Origin of the sequence: Marinicella sediminis (assembly GCF_002000055.1) — a bacterium.
In the GTDB taxonomy this organism is placed as follows: Bacteria; Pseudomonadota; Gammaproteobacteria; order Xanthomonadales; family Marinicellaceae; genus Marinicella; species Marinicella sediminis.
In genome coordinates this window covers 294,073-314,293 of sequence record NZ_MVBD01000003.1, presented here as the reverse complement: position 1 = coordinate 314,293, position 20,221 = coordinate 294,073, and the positions used below count along the sequence as shown (strand labels likewise).

Sequence of the window (20,221 nt, the reverse complement as noted above, 5' to 3'; positions counted from 1 at the left end):
ACCACCTACAATGGCCGCATGACACCCACCGATCACAACAAAGGCCTGGCCGCCGGACTGTTTTGTTTTATTTTCTGGGGCTTTGCACCAATTTATTTCAAACTGATCCAGCATGTACCGGCCAGCACCATCATTGCCCACCGCATCATCTGGGCGGCCATGTTCCTGTTGGTGTTTCTGGCCATTCGTGAGCGACGGCGGTTATTCAATGAACTGAGGGTGACTGGCAAGCAGTTGCTGATCCTGTTCATCAGTGGCTCACTGGTGATCAGTAACTGGCTGATTTTTGTTTGGGCAGTGAACGACGGTCAAATCCTGGCCACTTCACTGGGTTATTTTATCAATCCGCTGGTCAACATATTTTTGGGCCTGCTGTTTTTGCATGAACGATTGAACAGAACCCAGGTGGTGGCGTTGATGATCGCTGCATCAACCACCATCTATCTGGGGATATTTATTGGCGAACCACCATGGATCGCACTGGCGCTGGCAATCACTTTTGGATTATATGGCCTGGTCAGAAAACAACTGGATGTTCGGCCATTGATCGGCCTGTTTTGGGAAACGTCTCTCTTGATGCTGCCCGCCTTGCTGTATTTATTGTGGTGGTTGCCAGCCAACACTGATCCCCTCGTTTTTGACACCACCACCTGGTGGTTGCTGGTATTTTCCGGCCTGATCACCATCCTGCCATTGATCGGTTTTAACTACGCCGCCAAACGCCTGACCCTGTCCTTGATCGGCTTTTTACAATACATCGCTCCGACCATCAGTTTCCTGATCGCGGTGCTGTTTTATGGCGAGGCATTCACCTTTGGCCACAAAGTTGCCTTCGCCGGCATTTGGATCGCCCTGGGGATCATCAGCTGGCAACCGATGCAGCGTTTGTTGAAGAACAAAGCACACCCCTGACTGATTACTGCAGGTCGACGGCATATTCACGCAGCAATTTAATATCGACGATTTCCAGCGTGCGCAAGTGGGTGCTGCGGATGTGCACCCTGGGCGCCACACCCGCCTGATATGCCTGTAACCAGCGGCTGGCACACAAGCACCAACGGTCTCCGGCTTTCAAACCAGGAAATTCAAATTCCGGCCGAGGGGTGATCAGGTCATTGCCCATGCGCTGGGAAAACTGCAGAAAATCATCGGTCAGTTGCACACAAACGGTGTGCAGACCCAGGTCTTCATCGGCCGTATTACAACAGCCATCACGAAAAAAACCAGTGACCGGATCTTCACAACAATCTTCCAGGGGCTCTTCATAAACATTCAAACTGGGGTGTTTGATCATGGTGTTCTCATTGAGTTAATAAAACATCATTTTACCTGAGCGCTGGTTCACCGTATATGAATAACACACTTTGACTGATGATCCTTTGCCAACCACAAAACCACTGTGAAAGCTTTCGCTGTTAAAATGGTCTTAATCACAACACATCACCCAGAGAACACTCATGCAAAAACTAACCATCACCTTTCCAGGCAGTCAGGGGCCCTTGTCCGGTTTGTTGGAACGCAGCAATGAACACAGCACCACAGTGGTTTTGTTTGCCCACTGTTTCACCTGCGGCAAAGACTTCATCGCCGCCACGCGCATCAGCAAAGCACTGGTGGAACTGGGTTTTGCGGTGTTTCGCTTTGATTTCACCGGTCTGGGTAACTCATCGGGTGATTTTGCCAACACCAATTTCTCCTCCAATGTCGAAGACCTGGTGGCTGCAGCTGATTACCTGGCTGATCACTTCCAGGCTCCCAGCCTGCTGATCGGGCACTCCCTGGGCGGCGCTGCCATACTCAAAGCCGCCGGCCACATCCCATCAGCCAAAGCCGTGGTCACCCTGGCCGCGCCGGCCGATGCCGCCCACGTTAAGCACCTGTTCCAGTGCGATCTGCCAACCATCGAACAACAGGGCGAGGCTGAAGTCAGTCTCGCCGGCCGACCTTTTAAAATCAAAAAGCAATTCATTGATGACCTCGACCAACAGGACACCTCACACATCAGTGAACTGAAAAAAGCCCTGCTGGTGATGCACTCACCAGTTGATGGTACGGTGTCAATCAAAGAAGCGGAAAAAATATATGTGGCCGCTAAACACCCGAAAAGTTTTGTCAGCCTGGACCACGCCAACCACCTGCTGACCCGAGCCGAAGACGCCGCCTATGCGGCCAAGGTCATCGCCACCTGGTCAGAAAAATTTCTGGACGCCCCGGTCAACGCCCTGCCCACCAAACAAGCGATTCCATCAGGCCAGGTCCGGGTCAGTGAAATTGATCACCAATTCCAATGCGATGTGCAAACCACCGATCATCAATGGTTGGCCGACGAACCGGTCAAAGTCGGCGGCGGCAACAGCGGCCCCGATCCTTACCAGCATCTGTTGGCCTCATTAGGCGCCTGTACAGTGATGACCCTGCGCATGTATGCCAATTTAAAAAACATCCCTCTGACCAACAGCATCGTCACCCTCAGTCATGGCCGTGAACATGGGGCTGACTGCCAGGCCTGTGATGAAGAACACCCCAAAGTCGATGTCATCAGCCGCACCATCCACTTCGAAGGTGAGCTGACCGATGAACAGGTCAACAAATTACTGGTGATCGCCGACAAATGCCCGGTGCACCGGACGCTGCATAACAAGATTGAGGTGAGGACGGGTTTGCTGAAAGACTGAATAAGACTGCGCCATCAGCAGTCCCTTCCATGACCTGAACAATCAGTCCACCCAGACCAACGGCGGCTGCGCTGCTGTGAAAGCCATCTTGCTTAACCCGGCCAGCATCGCCAGACCGGCTGACAACGGATACATTGACTGTTGACCCTGACAGACGAACAAATCAACCACTCATCACCGGTTCATGTTTGGGTGTCTGAGCTGCTGCCTGGTCCTTAATTTGCTGGCGGACTGCGGATACATTGTAGCCCATGGTTTTCTTGAATGCCCTGCGGAAAGCGGCTTCTGATTGATAACCCAGCCGGGCTGCGAAATCCAGATCAACCCGGTCACCCGCCTGGATGTTCATCAAAGCCAGGTTCATGCGCCATTCGGTCAGGTAAGCAAACACCGTCTGTCCGACCAGCTCACTGAACCTGTTGGCCAGCGCGGTGCGGGACATACCGATTTCGCGGCCCAGTTTCTCAATTGTCCAGGCCACTTCCGGACGGGCATGCAGCTGACTGAGGGCCCGGCCAATCTTCTCATCCCTGATGGCACCCAGCCATTGTCCGCCTATTTCGCTGTGCTGTTCAACCCAGGTGCGGATGGCCTGGATCACCAATACATCAGCCAATCGGGTGATAACCGTCTCTCCACCGAGGAAGTTCCCTGAAGCTTCGGTAATCACCAACCGCACCAGTTCGCCCAGCATGTCGCCAAACAAATGTTCATCCCGCCTGATGTGAATCACCTCGGGCATCTGGCTGATCAAGCGTTCTCCGGCCGGGTGGCTGATCCGCACCACGCCACACAGCAGACGGGTTTTTATCGCGGCCTCAGGGTTCACATCAATGGTTTCATAATGTTCACTGATCTGCTGCATCGGCAGCGCAAATAAATCGGTACACTGGTTATCTGGTCTGGCTTTCAACTGGTGCCCGCAGGCCCGGCTGATGAACACCAGGTCACCGGCCTGTAATTGAGTCTGCTGATCATTGATGGTCACATGACATTGCCCTGTGGTGACGATGTGAAACATGCTGGTCTGCTCAAACGGCGGTATATCAATACCCCATTCATCTCCACCCATGGTTGTGCGGCTGTAATACATGCTGTCCAGTTTCAGGTAATGCAAAACCTGATTGATGTTGTGCATACTCATAAATCACCAAAATGTACGATCTGCAATCATTTAAGCACAATCTGATATGGTTAGTCTTGTTTTAATCCATGATAATGACACTTCAATCAACAATCGGAGACCACAACATGTCTGTTAAAAACATTTTAGTGATAGGTGCCACCGGCGGCTCTGGACGCCAGACAGTCTATGCCCTGCGTCACCGCGGTCATCAGGTCACCGCCCTGTCCCGCAAGGCTTCAGCACAATTCAGACCGCCGGTGCGCACCATCGATGGTTCTGCGCTGCATCAGGCCACGCTCAGAAAAGCCATTCAGGGACAAGACGCAGTGATCATCACCCTTGGCATCAGTGAAAATCCATTCCGGGTTCGTTTGCTGGGCCCCAAAAACACCCCGCTTAACATCCGCAGTACCGGCACCCAGGCAGTTATTCGGGTGATGCAAGAACTAGGCGTCAAACGACTGATTGTACAGACTACCTTTGGCTCAGGTCCCAGTAAACAATTGCTACGGACAGTAGACCGCCTGTTCTTTGACTGGGTATTGAAACCACAAATCGCTGACACCGATCAACAGGATCAGCTGGTACGTAACAGTGGCCTTGACTGGACCATCGTTCAACCCGTACATTTATCTGACCGCACCGATGATGACCATGAATTGCTGGCTTCCACTCAGCTGAATGTGGGACAATGGAACATTTCAAGACAGCTGGTTGGGACATTTCATGCCCAGGCCCTGGACAATGACACCACCATCGGACAAACCGTCGCGTTGTCTGCGGTCTGAATACCCTCCCCGCAATGAATCATTCACCAACCACTGACCGGACTCATCATGCATAACCTGAAAAACTCCATTCTGATGTTCATCCTGCTGATCATAACTCAAGCCTTTGTCACCCCGTCCCTGGCCAGCAAAATCGACACCGCACAGTTGCAACAGACGGCCGCAGCCATTGCCGCTGAATACCATCAACTTGGCTGGTTTTCCGGCAGTCTGCTGATCACCCACAACAACCTGCCAGTGGTCAGCCTCAGCCACGGGAAGCAGGACCTCATCAGTCAAACCGCCAACGGCCCCGACACCCGGTACAACCTCGGATCAATCATCAAAGACCTGACCCGGATACTGGTACTACAGCAAATTGAATCAGGCCAGCTGAAATTGACCGATACCCTGGATCGCTTTGCGCTGGGTTTTGCAGCGGAAGAAGCCGGCCAAATCACCATTCAACAACTGCTCACTCACCGCGCTGGTTTCAAAGACATTTTCGTGGCCGCCTACCGTGAAGACCCCCTGGTTTATGACACGTTACAGAAGAAATTTAACCTGTTGAAAGATGAACCGCTGTTGTTTATCCCTGGCAGTGATCAGCGGTACTCCAATTATGGCTATATCGTGCTCGGTATAATTCTCGAACAACTCAGCGGACAGCGCTTTGATGAGCTGCTCAACCAACAAATCCTGCAACCATTAAAGCTCACCAACACCACTTTTCAAGCCGACCCCAAAGCAAATAATCAATCCACCCGCCACACTTATCTGTATGACAACAGCCTCAAATCCACAGGCATCACCGAACACCCCGGGCCAGATGGCGGCATTGAATCAACGGTGGCTGACGTGCAACGCCTGTACCGTGCCTTATTTTATGAAGGAAGTCTGTTGAACAACAAAAGTCAATTGTTTCAAAACACCTTCAAAACCCCCAACCAACACTGGGGCTCATATGGAGGAGGCACAGGCATCAGTGCAGCCGTTGAAGTTGACCTTGAAAACAACATCGAAATCATCGTTCTGGCCAACAGTGACCAACTGGTGGCAGAACGGATCTCCGGCAGGATTTTCGCCTGGCTGCGAAATGGCAGTTACCCACCGATCAGGGCACTGGCCAAAAACCTGACCTATGACCATTACATCACCCAAGGCAAACAAGCCTTTTATCAAAACTTCAAAGACCACTACACCAGGCAGGGGTATCAACAATTCATCGGCCGGCCGGTCAATGAGCTGGGCATGCAGTTACTGAACAACAAGGTCTTTGACGAAGCACTGGACATCATGAACTACCTGACTCACCTGTTTCCGGAAGCCCCACAGGCCTATGACAGCCTGGCCTTTGCTCACCACAGCATGGGTGAATCTGATAAAGCAAAAATGGCTTTTGCCAAGGCCCTGACTCTGAAACCAGGGTTTCAAAGCGATTACCACAGTGACAACTATGGGGTTGAAGGGCCCTATCTTAATCAACGACCACCTGGGTCCTCGCCTGAAGTATTTGCGCCGGGTCTGGTTTCCACCGAACATTATTCCTATGGTGCCGCATTCACCCCTGACATGCAGACCTTCTACTTCCGCAGAATCCCCGGTGCAGGCAGCGACATGGAATACGTGGCTTATCACTACCGCAATCACCAGTGGCAGATGACACTGCTGGATGACATCGCCGGCCAACCTTTTTTCTCCCCCGATGGTCATCGCCTGCACCTGGGCAAACGCTTTAAAGAACACACTGCAGGCGGCTGGAGTGAAACCCAGATGCTCGGACAACCCTATGAAGACCTGCTGATCATGCGCATGACCAGCTCTGCAATGGGCACCTGGGTGTTCGATGAAGTGGGCTCTGAAGATGGGGACGGTGTGCTGCGTTACGCCAAGCAGGTCGATGGCCAGCGTCTGCCACCTGCAGCCTTCGGATCAGCAATCAATGCAGGTACCTTCAACGCTCACCCATTCATCGCCCCGGATGAATCTTATCTGATCTGGGATTGCAGGCGTGAAGGCGGTTTTGGTGGAGCCGACATCTACATCAGTTTCCGCCAGGCCGACAACAGCTGGGGGCCAGCCATCAACCTGGGACCAGAAATCAACTCAGCAGGCTGGGATGCTGCCGCCAGCGTAACACCCGATGGCAAGTACCTGTTTTTTCACCGCCTCAATGAACATGGTAATGCCAATATATACTGGGTGGATGCCAGTTTCATTGATCAATTAAGGCCGTAAACATCGGGAAAGACTGAATGAAATAAAAGCAAATCATGCAGTCCTTCGACAGCCACAGAGCGAACGGTTTGCCGGGAGGTTCAATAGTTCCGTACCCATTGGGGCGTTTTTTTGCTCTAAAAACTTAACAAGCCAACCCCAACCCATGTCATCCTCGGCTTGGCCCGAGGATTTATGTTCATTTGGCCAATACCCAGTGAAACCAGTTACACTGACCCCATTGATTAAATAGCAAAGCACTTACCCAAGCCAGAGAATCTATTACTGATTCAGCCCACTCTAAAAAGGTCACAGGCTTTTCTCAAGTTTTAAAACATAATTTCTCAATTGCAGAATAATGACATATCAAAACTCTCCTCATTGGTCATAATCGCACATATGTTATCGATCATATGCTGCAATCATGATTTTCCCAGTCACTATTGGATTTATTGTCAAGTCAAACCTTTCAAACTTAATACACTGAATACCATTTCAATAAATGTGTAAAAATCCCACAAGAAGGTGCAAACGTCAGCATATCCCCCGATCTTTGATTCAGTCTCCTCACTAACATCGCCACCCCTGTAGAAGATGGATGTTACCTGGCAAAACAGATTATTGGCCTAATTGTGTGCTACTTATGTGGCGTAGAAAACGGCAGGAACCGTAAGTTAATCTCATGATGGTTATCCAGATTCAAGAGATTGCCTCAGCCCGAGTCGCTCACCTGAAGTGCACCTGTAGCAGAAGTATCTGCCTAACTCCATGAACCATTTCAGCTAACCCCGGTCAGAAACAGCAGGAATCATAAAAACAAATAAAAATAACAAAAGGAGTCAAGCGTATGAAAAAATGGGTCGCTGTTACAGCCTTTATCGTCTACATGTCAAAATCCTGGTCAGGTGTTGATGCACAGCAACTGTCAAAGGCAGAGATCGATCAGGTCATCGGTTCAGTTGCACAGATTCTGGAGTCCCGTTATGTGTATCCGGAAAAAGGCAGGAAAATTGCCAATGTGTTGAACAAAAACCACCGCCGGGGGGTATATGATGACATCACCGATGAGTTACAGCTGGTCGAACAAATTCAAGGAGATATGCTGGCGGTGGTCAATGACAGTCATTTGATGTTTGACTATAATCCGGAACACGCAGCTCAGTTACTTAAAGACGCGGAGAATCCTACCCACTCCTGGGAAATCAAAAGCCAATCACCCGGCATGGAACGCTTCAATTATGGTTTTCAGTCCGTGAAAATCCTTGATGGCAATATCGGTTATCTGAAACTTGATGTATTTTATGACACAGAAGATGCCTCTGAGGTGGCAGTGGCCGCGATGAACTTTTTGGGTCGAACCGATGCCATCATCGTTGATCTGCGACAAAACGGCGGTGGCTCCTGGAAAATGATTCAACTGATCAGCAGTTATTTGTTTGATTCTACCCCGGTTCATTTGGGTGGTTTCTACTGGCGCCCGGAAGACAAGCAGACTCAGCACTGGACTTTGCCCCACGTGCCTGGCAACAGGAACCCGGATGCAGAGGTGTTCATTCTGACCAGTGCAAACACCCACTCAGCGGCTGAAGAATTCAGCTACAATCTCAAGCATTTAAAACGTGCCCGGGTGATCGGCGAATCGACCATGGGTGGTGCCCATCCGGGGGAGTTTGTCCCAATCGGCAACCAATTTGTCTTGCTTGTTCCCCATGGTCGCTCGGTCAATCCTGTCACCGGTACCAATTGGGAAGGCACCGGTGTGCAACCAGACACACAGGTAACTGCCTCTGAAGCCCTGGAGGTCGCCAAACTGGAAGCCTTGCAGAGACTGTCAGAAAAATTTCCTGGGTCACATGGCGATCTGCACCGATGGTTTCTGGTGTCGCAACAAGCCCGCTTGAACCCGGTCAGCCTCAGTCAGGCAACGCTACAAAGCTATGCCGGCACCTACGGACCCAGAACACTGGTCGCTCAAAACGGTCAGCTTTACTACCAACGTGCCGGTGGCTCTAAATTGTTATTGAATGCCCTGGCCGAGGACCTGTTTGAACTGGATGTGGACCACAGTTTCCGCATGAAAATCATTCGGAATGACGGCCAGGCGGTGGCTGTTCAGGGGCTGTTCGATAACGGTTACACCGACCAGTTTCCCAGATCAGACTGAATCAGGAGCACAGCCATGTCACATTTGCCCAGAATCACCGGATCCGCGCTGCTCAGTGCGGGCATCACGGCCGCTTTGTTCATCGGCATGCAAGGCTTGCTGGAAGGAGAAAGCCATCCGCTGTCCGCCCAGGAATTGGATCTGACCATGACCCACTTCAGGCCTGATGTAGAAACCAAAGTCCGCAAAAGGGTCAAAAAGCAACCGCCTGAAAAACCACAGTCATCGCAGCCACCGGCTGTACCCAGGCTTCAAGCGGTCAAAAATGAGCAGATCCAGCTGGAGAATCCAAATGAATATTCGAACAGCAAAAGCATCAACTTACTCAGTCAGACAAGCATCCCGGGATTCAGTATCGTTGCGCATCAGGTTCAACATGAGGGTCAGGGTGGCATCAAAGCCGGAATCCCGCCGGTCTACCCACCCAAGGCCGTGCTAAACAACATCGAAGGCTGGGTGCTGGTCAGCATCACCGTCAATCAACAAGGTCAGGTGGATCAGGTGAAGGTAGTGGATTCAGAGCCGGCCCGGATGTTTGAAGAAGCCGCCGTCAAAGCCGTGAAGAAATGGGCTTTCTACAGCAAAACGAACAACGGACAGTCGGTGTCCTATGAGTTCAATCAGAAAATAGAGTTTAAACTTGATCAGTTGGAAGAAACGAACTGAACAAATTATAATGTTTTGAGAAGACGTTGTTTTATGGCTGTGCCATTTTGAAAGACGCCAGCGAGCAGGGCCCCCGACTGCCCCGGGGGGCAAAGAACAATGATGTCATTGCGAGCGAGGAACGACCTCGGCAACACCCAATCGACTATCCGGATTCATGAGACTACCGCGCCAGCCGCTCACAATGACAGATTAACAGGGAGAAGCAAATAAATCCTGTCATCAGCACCGCCGAACCGGTTTTTTAACCATCAATTGGGACTACAGTCCCATGTGGTTTCAAACACAAGGCAATCACTGTTTAACCGGTCGTTGATTCAGACTCCGGAAAAAGTCATCTGTCGCTGTCATGGTTCAGTCTGTTGAGGTGTGGCTGCGCGCTGAACATGTTGTCAGGCCAGCGAATGGAATTTGTCGTGCTTCGCGCGCGCTGAAGGACAAGGTGTGCAGCATCTGCTAAGCCTGAACCGGTATTGACCATAAGCTGTCTGGCATGATTATTGGCAAGAGGCTGCGTTGCAGCCTGTGCCGCAATTTGGGCTAATTGAAGGCCGGGTTACCTTTCTGAGCCCCCCGGGCCAAGCCCGGGGACGAAACGCAAACCCCTCGATGCACTGTCGCTTATGCTGTGAGCTTTTCCAGCCTTGACTTCATCAGCTCCAGGCCCAGGTTGGCTGCACCGCCGAGGGACACCCGGGATTTGATAGAATCTTCCGGAGTGATCACCAACTCATGGTCCTGTTTGGAGTCCAGATAAGCTTCACGAAAACTCTGGCCTTGTCCCACTTTGTGCAGGGCCTGATCGGTGGCCATCATTTCAGGGCTGATGGCGGTGCGCATGTGGTCTTTTTTGAAGACCACAGCACCCAACAAACCAGGCAACAAACCGATGACTTCACGGGTGGCCTGCATGCCTTTGATCAGTGGTTCTTTGCTCAGCTGCAGGTCCCTTTGATAACCACCTGGCAGCGATAACAATGACTGCACCTGAGCCACGGCACCATCGACCACAGCCACCGATGCACGCATCAATTCGACCACATCGGGGTTGTTTTTGTTGGGCATGATTGAGGAACCAGTGGTATGGCTGCTTTGCAGACCCACGAAATCAAATTCACTGGTCATGTATAAACTCAGATCCCAGGCAAATCGGCGCACATCAGTCAATAGGTATGACAAGCCATGCAGTACCATCAGCTCATATTTTCCCCTGGAATTCTGGGTGCTCACCGGGTTGATCTGCACCCGAGCAAAACCCATGGCCGCGGCACTGGTTTCCCGAGCCAGGGGCAACGGCACACCAAAACCAGCGGCTGTGCCCAATGGTGACGAGTTCAGTAACTTTTTCAACCCATTCAGGTGTTCGAGGTCATCCAACAGGCTTTCGGCCAGGCCGAGTAACCACACGGCCACGGTGTTGGGCATGGCCCGCTGCAGATGAGTGTAACCGGGCATCAGTGTGTTCTGGTTGGCCTCCGCCATAGAGAACAGTTGTTCGATCACACCGCTGACCTGATCACTCAATTCATCCAGCTGATCCTGCATAAACAGACGCAAACAGGTCAGTACCTGGTCATTTCTGGAGCGGCCGGTGTGGGCTTTCTTGCCCAGCGCTCCAAGTTGTTCGGTAAGGAAAAACTCGATGGCAGAATGTCCGTCCTCAAAGCGCTGGTCGAGCACGAATTCACCGCTTGCATAGACCTGTTGCAAATCCTCCAGTGCCTGTTTGAACTGATTCAGTTCTGCATCGCTGATGATGCCGATTTCAGCCAGCCCGATCAGATGTGCCCGGGTACCCTGAATGTCATAGACAAACAAAGCCCGATCCAGGCGGACGTCTTCACCCGCCAGAAAAGCCATGACTTCAGGTGGCATGGATTGCTGATCCCCGGACCAGAGCACGTTTGTGGGCCCTTTGTTTTTGTGCACATTCATAAAATCCCCTCATAAGCTTTGGTTTGGTGACTGACGGCCAGCGCCAGGTTCATATTTTGTACGGCCTGGGTTGCGGCACCTTTGAGTAGATTATCCAGGCAAACGTTCCACACCAGGTGTCCTGGCTCACTCGTCGAGCAGGCAAAGCCACCGATGATCAAATCATGACTGTTGGCCACCTGTTGGATTTCCGGAGCAGCCCGCTCTACTTGGATCAACGGATGTTCCTGGTAATGGTTGATGAACAGTTTCCGGACTTCGTTTGCCGACAACGACAGGTTTAATTTACCTGATAAGGTCAGATGAATGCCTCTGAAATGAGCCGCCACATGAGGCATAAAACGGATGGTGTGTTCCAATACATGGCTGACCTCCCGCTCATGGGTGTGGTCAGTGGGTTTGTAGGCCAACAGGTTATCAGCCAGGCGTTGAGGATTGTTTTTATCCGATGGCGTGGTCCCCGCACCGCTGTAACCAGATACCCCAAAGGCAGTTGGCACATCCAGGTCTGCTGGCAGCAGATACGACAACAAAGGCTTGAGTCCCAATTGCATGCCCGTGGCATAACAACCCGGATTGGCGATCAGCCGGGCGCCGGACAACGCAGCCTGGTTGGTCTCAGGTTGTCCATACACCCAGCCATCATCAAAACGATGATCGGCACTGAGGTCAATGATCAGGGTGTCAGGTGCCATCTGTTGCCAGAGTTTCTGATGCCTGACAGCCAGCCCATCGGGCAAGGCCACAAACAACACATCCAGCGACTGTTCAGCCAATTGGTTAAAATCCCCGGTTTCATAAATCAGTTGCTGATCAGAGTAGCCCTGTACCACCTGATGCACGGGCTGGCCGGCATAGGACCTGGAATAAACCGCAGTCAGTTGAACTTTGGGATGGGCATCCAGCAATTGAATCAGCTCCACACCCACATATCCCCGGGCACCGAGGATGGCGGCTTTGATGAGTTCAGGCATGTTTCACCTCCTGTTGATTCAGGTCGTCAGATTGCCATCCGGCGTCTTCGGCAAAGGCCTGTTGCAGACAGGCCATTGATTCTGCAGGAAAGAAGCCACAGGAAAACCCCACCCATGAATGATCGGGATCAGTGGACTTGATTGAGGCATCGGCTTGCTTGAAATACCAGTTGTTAACTGGATTGCTGAGCCTTGAGCGCCAGTACAGTTGTGGATGATTGGCTTTGATTTGTTGCCATAACGCCCCGGCCAGGCCTTCACCCCGGGCTTCCGGGGTGACTGCAAATTTATGCAGATAGGCATGGCCCCGAAAACCCTCTGTGACCACAGCTGCGGCCCGGTGAGATTCGGCCAGGTAAATCGCGGTGATGGGCAGTGAGGACAGAAAGCCCGGTCTGAACTGACGTTCAAAAGCCTGTTCAAACAAAGCATTGAGCACCGTTTCCAGTTCGCCTGTCATGGATGAATGCTCATGAATCGCTTCACCCAGATTGATGAAAGTCCCAGCCCCTTGATGAGTGAACAGCTCCCGGGCCAGGTTCTGACTTGAAGTGATGGATACTGAGTGACCCGCTCCCAGGGGTTCAAGCATCTCCTGGATTTGCTGCAACTTAAGCAACATACCCGAATGCAGCCAGTCCTGCTTAAGCATGTGGGCCAGGTCATTGTTTAACTGGATGGCGGAGATTAACTTGTCATCACCATCCAATACCCCGCCGGTGGGCGTGACGAACAGGATTTTGTGCGGATTGATCTGCCAGACCAGTTCGCGGGTGGCCACATCGGCATTGATGTTCATCACTTGCCCACTGCCGGTTTCTCCCAGGCAGCTGAGCACCGGTATGGCTCCACTGTGAAGGGCCTGACGGATCGGTGACAAATGCACTTTGTGCACTTCGCCAACCAAACCCAGTTCAGCCTGATCAAGATAATCACATTCAAACACCCCATGCACCACACCATTGGCACGCACACCCTGTTGTTCAATGGCAGCCACCAGTTGTTGATTAACCTGGTACATGATCGGCCTGATCACCGCCATGCTGGCTTCATCGGTAACGCGGAAACCGGATTTTTTCTGGCTGACGATCCCTGCTTGTGCAAGCCCCTGATCAATTTGTTCACCGGCCCCATGCACCACAATGGGCGTCAGACCGAGGTTGGCCAACAGGGCCAATGATTCAGCCAGTTGTTCAAGTTCATGGGCAAGGATACCGCCACCGACCTTGACCACCGCGAACCTGAGGTCATCCTGGGCGTGATAACGTTGCAGATAGTGCCTGGCCTCCTGACTGTTGGTCAATTGATGCAAAGCACTCTGGATGATCTGTTTGGGAGAACTTTGGGCAGCATTCAGTGTTTTCATGACAGCAACCCCGCATACAAGTGATAACAATTCAGCAACTGCTCCTCTGCCACCCATTCATCCACCGTGTGCGCCTGAGCTATGTCTCCAGGCCCCAGCACCAAGGCTGGTATTCCCGCCTGGCTGAACAATGCGGCTTCAGTCCAGAAATCCACCGGCTGACCAACGGGCAGATCATGCTTTTGACAAAAGGCCAGTGATTCGACACTCATGCCGGCCTGTTCCGGCAAGGCTGGAGCCAGCATAGACGTGTACCAGCTGGCGTGATTATCCAGCCCTTTGGTCAGCTGCTGATAGACCCCCTGTGAAGACTGCCCGGCCGGAACCCTGACACTGAATCCCAGTTGACAAGACGCAGCAATCATGTTGTTCTTTTCTCCACCGGTGATGTAACCGAGGTTGAAACACACCCCAGCCGGATTGTCTTTAGTTCGGGCATTGGCAGCAAATCCAGTGGCCTGGTTCAGCCATTGAGCGGCTTGATGGACGGCATTACCAGCCAGTGCATTGAGTGATGAAGAATGACCACTGATGCCGCTGAATTCACCATGCGCGGAGGCATAGCCCCGGTGTTCCAGCACCGCATGACAACCAGTCGGTTCAGCCACCACCACCTGGTGAAAGACTGACAAATCATGGCCACTGATGAACTGTTCAACACAGCAACTGTTGGTACCTTCCTCATCAGTGGTGAACAACACCGCCATGTCTGCAGATGACCGCTCCGCCAAGGCCATCAGGCAGGCAGCAGCACCTTTGATGTCGCATACCCCGCGGCCATGATATCGGTTATTCTCCTTGACCAGAGTGAACGGATCATGCCGCCAGTCATCACTGACTGGTACCGTGTCCAGGTGCACATTGAACAGCACTTTGGGCTGCCCCCTCAGGGCATAAAAGGCCACCCGGCCGTCAGCAAAGTCAGCCATGGTAACTTTGAAACCCCAGGCTTTGAAGAACCGTTCCAACCCGATGAATAGCGGATCGGTAAAACAAATTTCACGTGGCGGGTTACAGGTATCGTGACTGATTAACATCGCCAGATGTTGTTCTATGCTTTGTTGAATAGAGGCTTGATTGACCTTACCTGAAGTTTGTCTGGCTGCCTGTGTCATGACGCCCTCCTGACCTGATTGACCAGGGTGGCACCCTGCCCGGTGAGTTTAATGAAACCAAGGGCTTCTTCCGGTGACCAATCACAAGATTGTGCATAAACCGCATTCTGGTCCTGGACGATATAAGGCGAATCCACTGCAGTGGCCAGCAAACTGCCACCGGCGGTTTCAAGGGTCACTGTACCGCTGATGTGTGACTGTGAGTTTTGCAGGTAAGCTTCCAGATCGGCTTTGTGCGGTTCATAGAAAAAACCCTGATAGACCAGCTCGGCCCAGCGCTCAGCCACCTGGGTGCGGAACTGGTTCTGCCATTTGGAGTTGACCAGATCCTCAAGCGCTTTGTGGGCCATCATCAGACCATCGATGCCCGGACACTCAAAGACGATGCGGCCTTTCAGTCCGACACTGACATCACCGGTGTAGATGTGCCGGCCAATCCCATAAGCTGCCAGTTGCTGGTTCAGTTGCTGCAACAACTCAGGTCCTTCGATGGCCTGGCCATTCAACTGAGTCAACACGCCTTGTGCAAAGGTCAGTTGCCATTGGCCCGGGGTGGCCGGCCAATCCGCTTTGGCCTTCACCCAGCTGGCACTGGCTTCAGTCGGCGCCTGAAAGGCATCGATTTCGCTGCCGGAAATGGTCACACCCAACATGTTTTCATTGATGGAATAATGCTGGTGTTGGCTGGACATGACAAAGCCAGCGGCACCCAGCACCGCCAATTCATGATCCCGGACGTTGCCAGTGACTTCGGCCTGCAGGTCCCTGATCGGGGCGATGATTTGGTAATCGCCCAGCGAGTGTACGGTCTGATCAAAGCGGAATTGATCGTTGCCCATGGCCGTACAGCCGTGGGCAAAATACGGGGTGTTCAGCTCATCACACAGCTGTAAACATAAGCTGACAATGACATATCGATCTGAACAGAGCAACGGATATTCACCCCGCATGCGGGCTTTGGACCAGATCAGCGGAACCACAAATTCGTCCCAGATGGCTTGTTGGGCGTTGATGGTGTGGTGCTGATGAGCACCCAGCTTCAGGGCGTTGGCTTCAATGGCCTTCAGCTCCTGGGCCGACATGCCACCGGCATCCACCAGTACGGTGTGGACCTGATGACCCTGGCTGGCCAGTTGATGGAGGCAGAAACTGGTGTCCAGTCCACCTGAAAAAGCCAGCACGATGGTTTTGTTCGATTCAGAATTAATTGAGTTCATGGTCATTCCTGTTCTTTAAGTGATTGGTTCATTAGATTGAGCATCAATGCTTTTTGTACATGCAGTCGGTTTTCCGCTTCCTCCAGCGCCACACAATAATCAGCATCCATCACCTCGTCGGTGGCTTTGATGTTGCGCCTCAATGGCAAACAGTGGCTGAATCGGGCGTTGTTGGTCAGTGCCATCTTGGCGCCATCCACCATAAAATGTTTGTTAGGTTCCCGCTCGGCCAATTCAGCCGTCGGATCACCATAAAAAGGCAAGGCTCCCCAACTTTTGGCGTACACATAATCAGCGCCCTGATAGGCCGCTTTGATGTCATGGGTCACGGTAAAAGTCGCTCCATGGGCCGCGCATTGGGCCTGAGCTGCTTTGAGGTAATGGTCATCCAGCAGATAATGCTCATTGGGACACAGCAGGGTCACGTCCATGCCAAATTTAGAAGCAATCAACAGTCCTGAGTTGGCCACTGCGGTGTTCAGAGGTTTCGGATGATAGGTCCAGGTGAGCAGGAATTTTTTCCTGTGTACGGTTTTCAGGTGGTTTTTGATGGTCATCATCAATGCCAGCTCCTGACAGGGGTGGACAATGGTTTCCATGTTGATCACCGGGACTGTGGCATGGGCGGCCAGACCTTTGATTTTGTGGTCCAGGCGATCCTGCGACCAGTCTTTGAATTCAGGAAAGGCCCGGATGGCGATCATGTCCACATAGGAAGAGAGCACCCCGGCCACTTCTTTGATGTGCTCTTCAGCGTCACCATCCATCACCACACCAGGCTCAAATTCAATGCCCCAGGCATCCTGACCCGGCTGTAAGACGATGGCGGTGCCGCCCAGTTGTTGCATGCCCAGTTCGAAAGAGGTGCGGGTACGCATCGATGGATTAAGAAACAACAAGGCGATGGATTTACCCTGTAAGTGGTTGTGAATGGGATTGGCTTTGAGGTAGCCGGCGTCAGTCAACAGGTCCTCCAGGTCTCCCTGAGGCCAGTCTTCGGTGCTGAGAAAATGCTTTATCATCGTTTTTTCCTGTTTTAAGACACCAGTTGGTGTCTCTTGATAAAGCCAAAAAGCAGGGTATAAAAAAACCCGGCTCTTTGGCCGGGTTTTTAAATTCTTTATTTTACTGAATCACACGCCTAACCAAAGAGCTCCATACGCTTTACCGGACGGCGACGACGAACAACCACTGCACTGCTTTGAGCCGGTGCATTGTTTAAATTAAACAGGTTGTCGAGTTGTTGTGTCATGTGTTATTTACTGTGATTTGTGCGTAACGTAACACGCTTTGAAACACCATGGCAAATGTTTTTTTGTTATGTGGGGGTTTTTTCTGCCTCATGGGGCCTCACCACAATGGCTGTTCATTGAAATGCATTTTCAACAATTGGATGAAACGGGTCAGCTTGGGTGACACGCTGTTGCGTTGTGGGTACAGCGCACAAATGTTAAATGGCTCAAGTCGGTAATCGGCCAATACTTCAATCAGCTCACCTTTTTTCACATACTCACTGACTGAATAGTCAGGTGCCTGGATGATGCCCATGTCGTTGGCTGCAGCTTCATTCAGCAAGCGACCATTGTCGGTGCGCCACTGCCAGGGCAGCTGCTGTTCTGTGACGCAACCGTCAACCTGAAACAACCAACTGTTTTTCCTCGGGGTCTCGGAAAAAAACAAACAGGCGTGTTGCTTCAGCGCAGTCATGTCTCTGGGCACACCGCAACGTTTAAGGTAGCCGGGCGATGCCCAGGTGCGTAAGTGGGTTTGACAAATGGGAATCGCAATCAGGCCCGAATCAGGTAATTTGGGTGCCACCCGAATGGCCAGATCAATGTCTTCATCAAACAAACCCAGGGTGCGGTTGGTGAGGATAAAGTCCAGACTGACCTGCGGATGTTGTTGGCGGTATTGCTTGATCACTTCAGCCAGATAAATGCCTCCGAATTCAATGGTGGCGGTGATCTTTAAATGGCCCCGGACTTCACCGGCATAGGCGGACATCTGTTGATTGAGTTGATCCAGTTCCAGCAGTATGGGTTTGATCCGACGGTGATATTCGCGACCGACATCGGTGAGGCTGATGGCTCGGGTATTGCGGTTGATCAGGTGACAACCGACATCTGATTCCAGTCCTTTCAGGTATTTGCTCATCATGGTCGGTGACACCCCCACAGTGGTGGCCGCTTTTCTGAAACTCATGTGTTCAACAATGGCACAAAAGGCCCTGGATTTTTTGATGTCAAGCATGTCACCACCTGGATGGATTACATGCCATTGTAAACTTTATGTTTATGCTCTGTAAACTTTAAAACTTTGGCATTGGCTTTCAGAGTTTGGGACAATGACCTTTTGATTCCCCGGAAGTTTGCATGATCAAAGCCCTTGTGTTGATGTTGATGGTGACCGCTGTCCACGCCGGAGATCTGGTGCTGGAACATGTGTCGGTGGTTGATGTCGGCAATCTGACGGTCAATCACGAACAGACCGTGTGGATTTCCGGTCAACAGATCAAAGCCATCTATCCAGACCACAAAGCCCGAAAAAGTATTCCCAACGACATCACCCGTCTGGATTTCAGTGGCAAGTTTGTCACCCCAGGTTTGATCGATGCTCATGTGCACCATGCCACCGATCCCGAGCACCATGACAACCGGTCGCGCACCATGCAGTTTTACCAACATTATGTAAGGCACGGGATCACCGCAGTCCGTGACATGGGTGGTGATGCGCGGCTGTTGATGGGATACAAACGTGAAGCCCTGCTTGACAACATTCAGGCTCCGGACATCTATTATTCTGCCATCATCGCTGGACCTGAATTTTTCACCGATCCGCGTACCGTAGCTTCCAGCAAGGGGCATCAATCGGGCACGGTACCCTGGATCAGAGCCATCACCCATGATTCAGACTGGACACAAATCATTCAACAGGCACAAGGCATCGGTGCCACCGGCATCAAAATCTATCGTGAATTGCCGGGTGACATCCTTGAACCGCTGGTGAACGAAGCCCACAAACAAGGCATTCAGGTGTGGTCTCATACCTATATTTATCCAGCCACTCCACTGGATGCAATCAACGCCGGGGTACAAGTGGTATCTCATGCCGATGGACTTGTCGGTACCAGCAAGCGTGACGTGACCGCCTGGTTTGAACAAGGTGGACGAGACTTCCAAGAAATTTTGGCAAACGCTGATCATCATCAAGTCATGACACAGATGCTTGATCAGGACGTGATCCTCGATGCCACTCTGGTGATCTTTGAACAGTTGGGTCAACAGTCAGAACTGACACAGATACGCTATGAACTGGCCAAGGCCATGACCAAAGCGGCCCACCAAAAAGGCATCAAAATCACCACCGGCACGGATTTTCCGGTGCAAGACCTGGCCGATGAACCCATGCTGTACCGTGAGCTCAAACTGTTGGTAGAGGATGTGGGCATGCAGCCCATAGAGGCCATTCAGGCGGCTACCTGGCATGCTGCATTGGCGCTGGGTATCGGTGATACACATGGTCAGATAACAGTCGGCAGACAGGCCAATCTGGCGGTGTTTGATCAGGACCCGACCGCGAACATCAGCCACCTCAGCAGCCTGTCACATGTGCTGAAAAATGGTCAGATGGTGTATCGTGGCATGCCCCCTGGACTGCCTTTCAGTGCAGCCCGTAAAAGCGGGGGGCAACTGTGGCTGTCCGGCCAGTTAGGCAATGTACCAGGTACCAAAACCCTGGTTGCCGGCGGGATCAAAGCGGAGATGCAACAAACCATGATCAACATCGGACATGTGTTGCAGGAACAGCAACTGGATTTCGATGACTTGCTGCAATGTACGCTGATGCTGGCAGACATGAATGAATGGGGGCAGGCCAATGAAGTATACCGCACATTTTTCGGTCAGACCTTACCTGCCCGCAGCGCTTTTGCGGCGGCAGGCCTTGCATTGGGGGCACGGGTTGAACTGACCTGTGTGGCACAGTTATAAATCAGTGAGA

General features: G+C 51.9%; 16 protein-coding genes. 7 read left to right on the top strand and 9 right to left on the bottom strand.

Going from position 1 to position 20,221, the window contains the following annotated elements:
* Positions 1 to 18: 18 nt before the first annotated feature.
* Positions 19 to 912 (top strand): EamA family transporter RarD, encoded by an 894-nt coding sequence (rarD, locus tag B0475_RS06180; RefSeq protein WP_077410890.1) that lies wholly within the window; start codon positions 19 to 21, stop codon positions 910 to 912.
* A gap of 4 nt (positions 913 to 916) precedes the next feature.
* On the opposite strand, the gene B0475_RS06175 is transcribed toward rarD, so the two are convergent.
* Positions 917 to 1,294 carry a DUF2237 family protein gene (locus B0475_RS06175; RefSeq protein WP_077410889.1) on the bottom strand — a complete coding sequence of 126 codons (378 nt, stop codon included), beginning with the start codon at positions 1,292 to 1,294 and terminating at the stop codon, positions 917 to 919.
* A 163-nt stretch (positions 1,295 to 1,457) separates the two neighbouring features.
* Here B0475_RS06175 and B0475_RS06170 point away from each other — a divergent pair, with 163 nt between their 5' ends.
* A complete protein-coding gene (locus B0475_RS06170) occupies positions 1,458 to 2,675 on the top strand; it encodes a bifunctional alpha/beta hydrolase/OsmC family protein (RefSeq protein WP_077410888.1) in 1,218 nt (405 codons plus the stop codon).
* A 163-nt stretch (positions 2,676 to 2,838) separates the two neighbouring features.
* Here B0475_RS06170 and B0475_RS06165 read toward each other — a convergent pair whose 3' ends face one another.
* Entirely contained in the window at positions 2,839 to 3,819 is a 981-nt protein-coding gene (locus B0475_RS06165) for an AraC family transcriptional regulator (RefSeq protein ID WP_077410887.1), read from the bottom strand.
* A gap of 107 nt (positions 3,820 to 3,926) precedes the next feature.
* Between B0475_RS06165 and B0475_RS06160 the strand changes: the two genes are divergently transcribed.
* From B0475_RS06160 to B0475_RS06145, 4 genes are all read left to right on the top strand, one after another.
* Positions 3,927 to 4,589 (top strand): NAD(P)-dependent oxidoreductase, encoded by a 663-nt coding sequence (locus B0475_RS06160; protein WP_157892743.1) that lies wholly within the window; start codon positions 3,927 to 3,929, stop codon positions 4,587 to 4,589.
* 48 nt (positions 4,590 to 4,637) lie between these two features.
* A complete protein-coding gene (locus tag B0475_RS06155; RefSeq protein WP_077410885.1) occupies positions 4,638 to 6,806 on the top strand; it encodes a serine hydrolase in 2,169 nt (722 codons plus the stop codon).
* 826 nt (positions 6,807 to 7,632) lie between these two features.
* Positions 7,633 to 8,949, top strand: coding sequence for a S41 family peptidase (locus B0475_RS06150; RefSeq protein ID WP_077410884.1), 1,317 nt, complete (start codon positions 7,633 to 7,635; stop codon positions 8,947 to 8,949).
* Positions 8,950 to 8,964: 15 nt separating this feature from the next.
* Positions 8,965 to 9,615, top strand: a complete 651-nt coding sequence (locus B0475_RS06145) for an energy transducer TonB (protein ID WP_077410883.1) — start codon at positions 8,965 to 8,967, stop codon at positions 9,613 to 9,615.
* A gap of 621 nt (positions 9,616 to 10,236) precedes the next feature.
* On the opposite strand, the gene argH is transcribed toward B0475_RS06145, so the two are convergent.
* The 7 genes from argH to B0475_RS06110 form a co-directional block, all read right to left on the bottom strand.
* Positions 10,237 to 11,550 (bottom strand): argininosuccinate lyase, encoded by a 1,314-nt coding sequence (argH, locus tag B0475_RS06140; RefSeq protein ID WP_077410882.1) that lies wholly within the window; start codon positions 11,548 to 11,550, stop codon positions 10,237 to 10,239.
* Entirely contained in the window at positions 11,547 to 12,524 is a 978-nt protein-coding gene (gene argC / locus B0475_RS06135; protein WP_077410881.1) for an N-acetyl-gamma-glutamyl-phosphate reductase, read from the bottom strand. The genes argH and argC overlap by 4 nt, the downstream gene beginning before the upstream one ends.
* Positions 12,517 to 13,890 carry an acetylglutamate kinase gene (locus tag B0475_RS06130; protein WP_157892742.1) on the bottom strand — a complete coding sequence of 458 codons (1,374 nt, stop codon included), beginning with the start codon at positions 13,888 to 13,890 and terminating at the stop codon, positions 12,517 to 12,519. Before B0475_RS06130 ends, argC begins: the two co-directional genes overlap by 8 nt.
* Complete coding sequence (locus B0475_RS06125; protein ID WP_077410879.1) at positions 13,887 to 15,005, bottom strand: acetylornithine deacetylase; 1,119 nt, start codon at positions 15,003 to 15,005, stop codon at positions 13,887 to 13,889. The genes B0475_RS06130 and B0475_RS06125 overlap by 4 nt, the downstream gene beginning before the upstream one ends.
* Positions 15,002 to 16,228 (bottom strand): argininosuccinate synthase domain-containing protein, encoded by a 1,227-nt coding sequence (locus B0475_RS06120; RefSeq protein WP_077410878.1) that lies wholly within the window; start codon positions 16,226 to 16,228, stop codon positions 15,002 to 15,004. Before B0475_RS06120 ends, B0475_RS06125 begins: the two co-directional genes overlap by 4 nt.
* Positions 16,225 to 17,244 (bottom strand): N-acetylornithine carbamoyltransferase, encoded by a 1,020-nt coding sequence (locus B0475_RS06115; protein ID WP_077410877.1) that lies wholly within the window; start codon positions 17,242 to 17,244, stop codon positions 16,225 to 16,227. Before B0475_RS06115 ends, B0475_RS06120 begins: the two co-directional genes overlap by 4 nt.
* Positions 17,245 to 17,572: 328 nt before the next feature.
* Positions 17,573 to 18,472, bottom strand: a complete 900-nt coding sequence (locus B0475_RS06110; protein WP_077410876.1) for a LysR family transcriptional regulator — start codon at positions 18,470 to 18,472, stop codon at positions 17,573 to 17,575.
* 122 nt (positions 18,473 to 18,594) lie between these two features.
* On the opposite strand from B0475_RS06110, the gene B0475_RS06105 reads away from it, so the two are divergent.
* Positions 18,595 to 20,211 (top strand): amidohydrolase family protein, encoded by a 1,617-nt coding sequence (locus B0475_RS06105; protein WP_077410875.1) that lies wholly within the window; start codon positions 18,595 to 18,597, stop codon positions 20,209 to 20,211.
* The last annotated feature ends 10 nt before the right edge of the window (positions 20,212 to 20,221 follow it).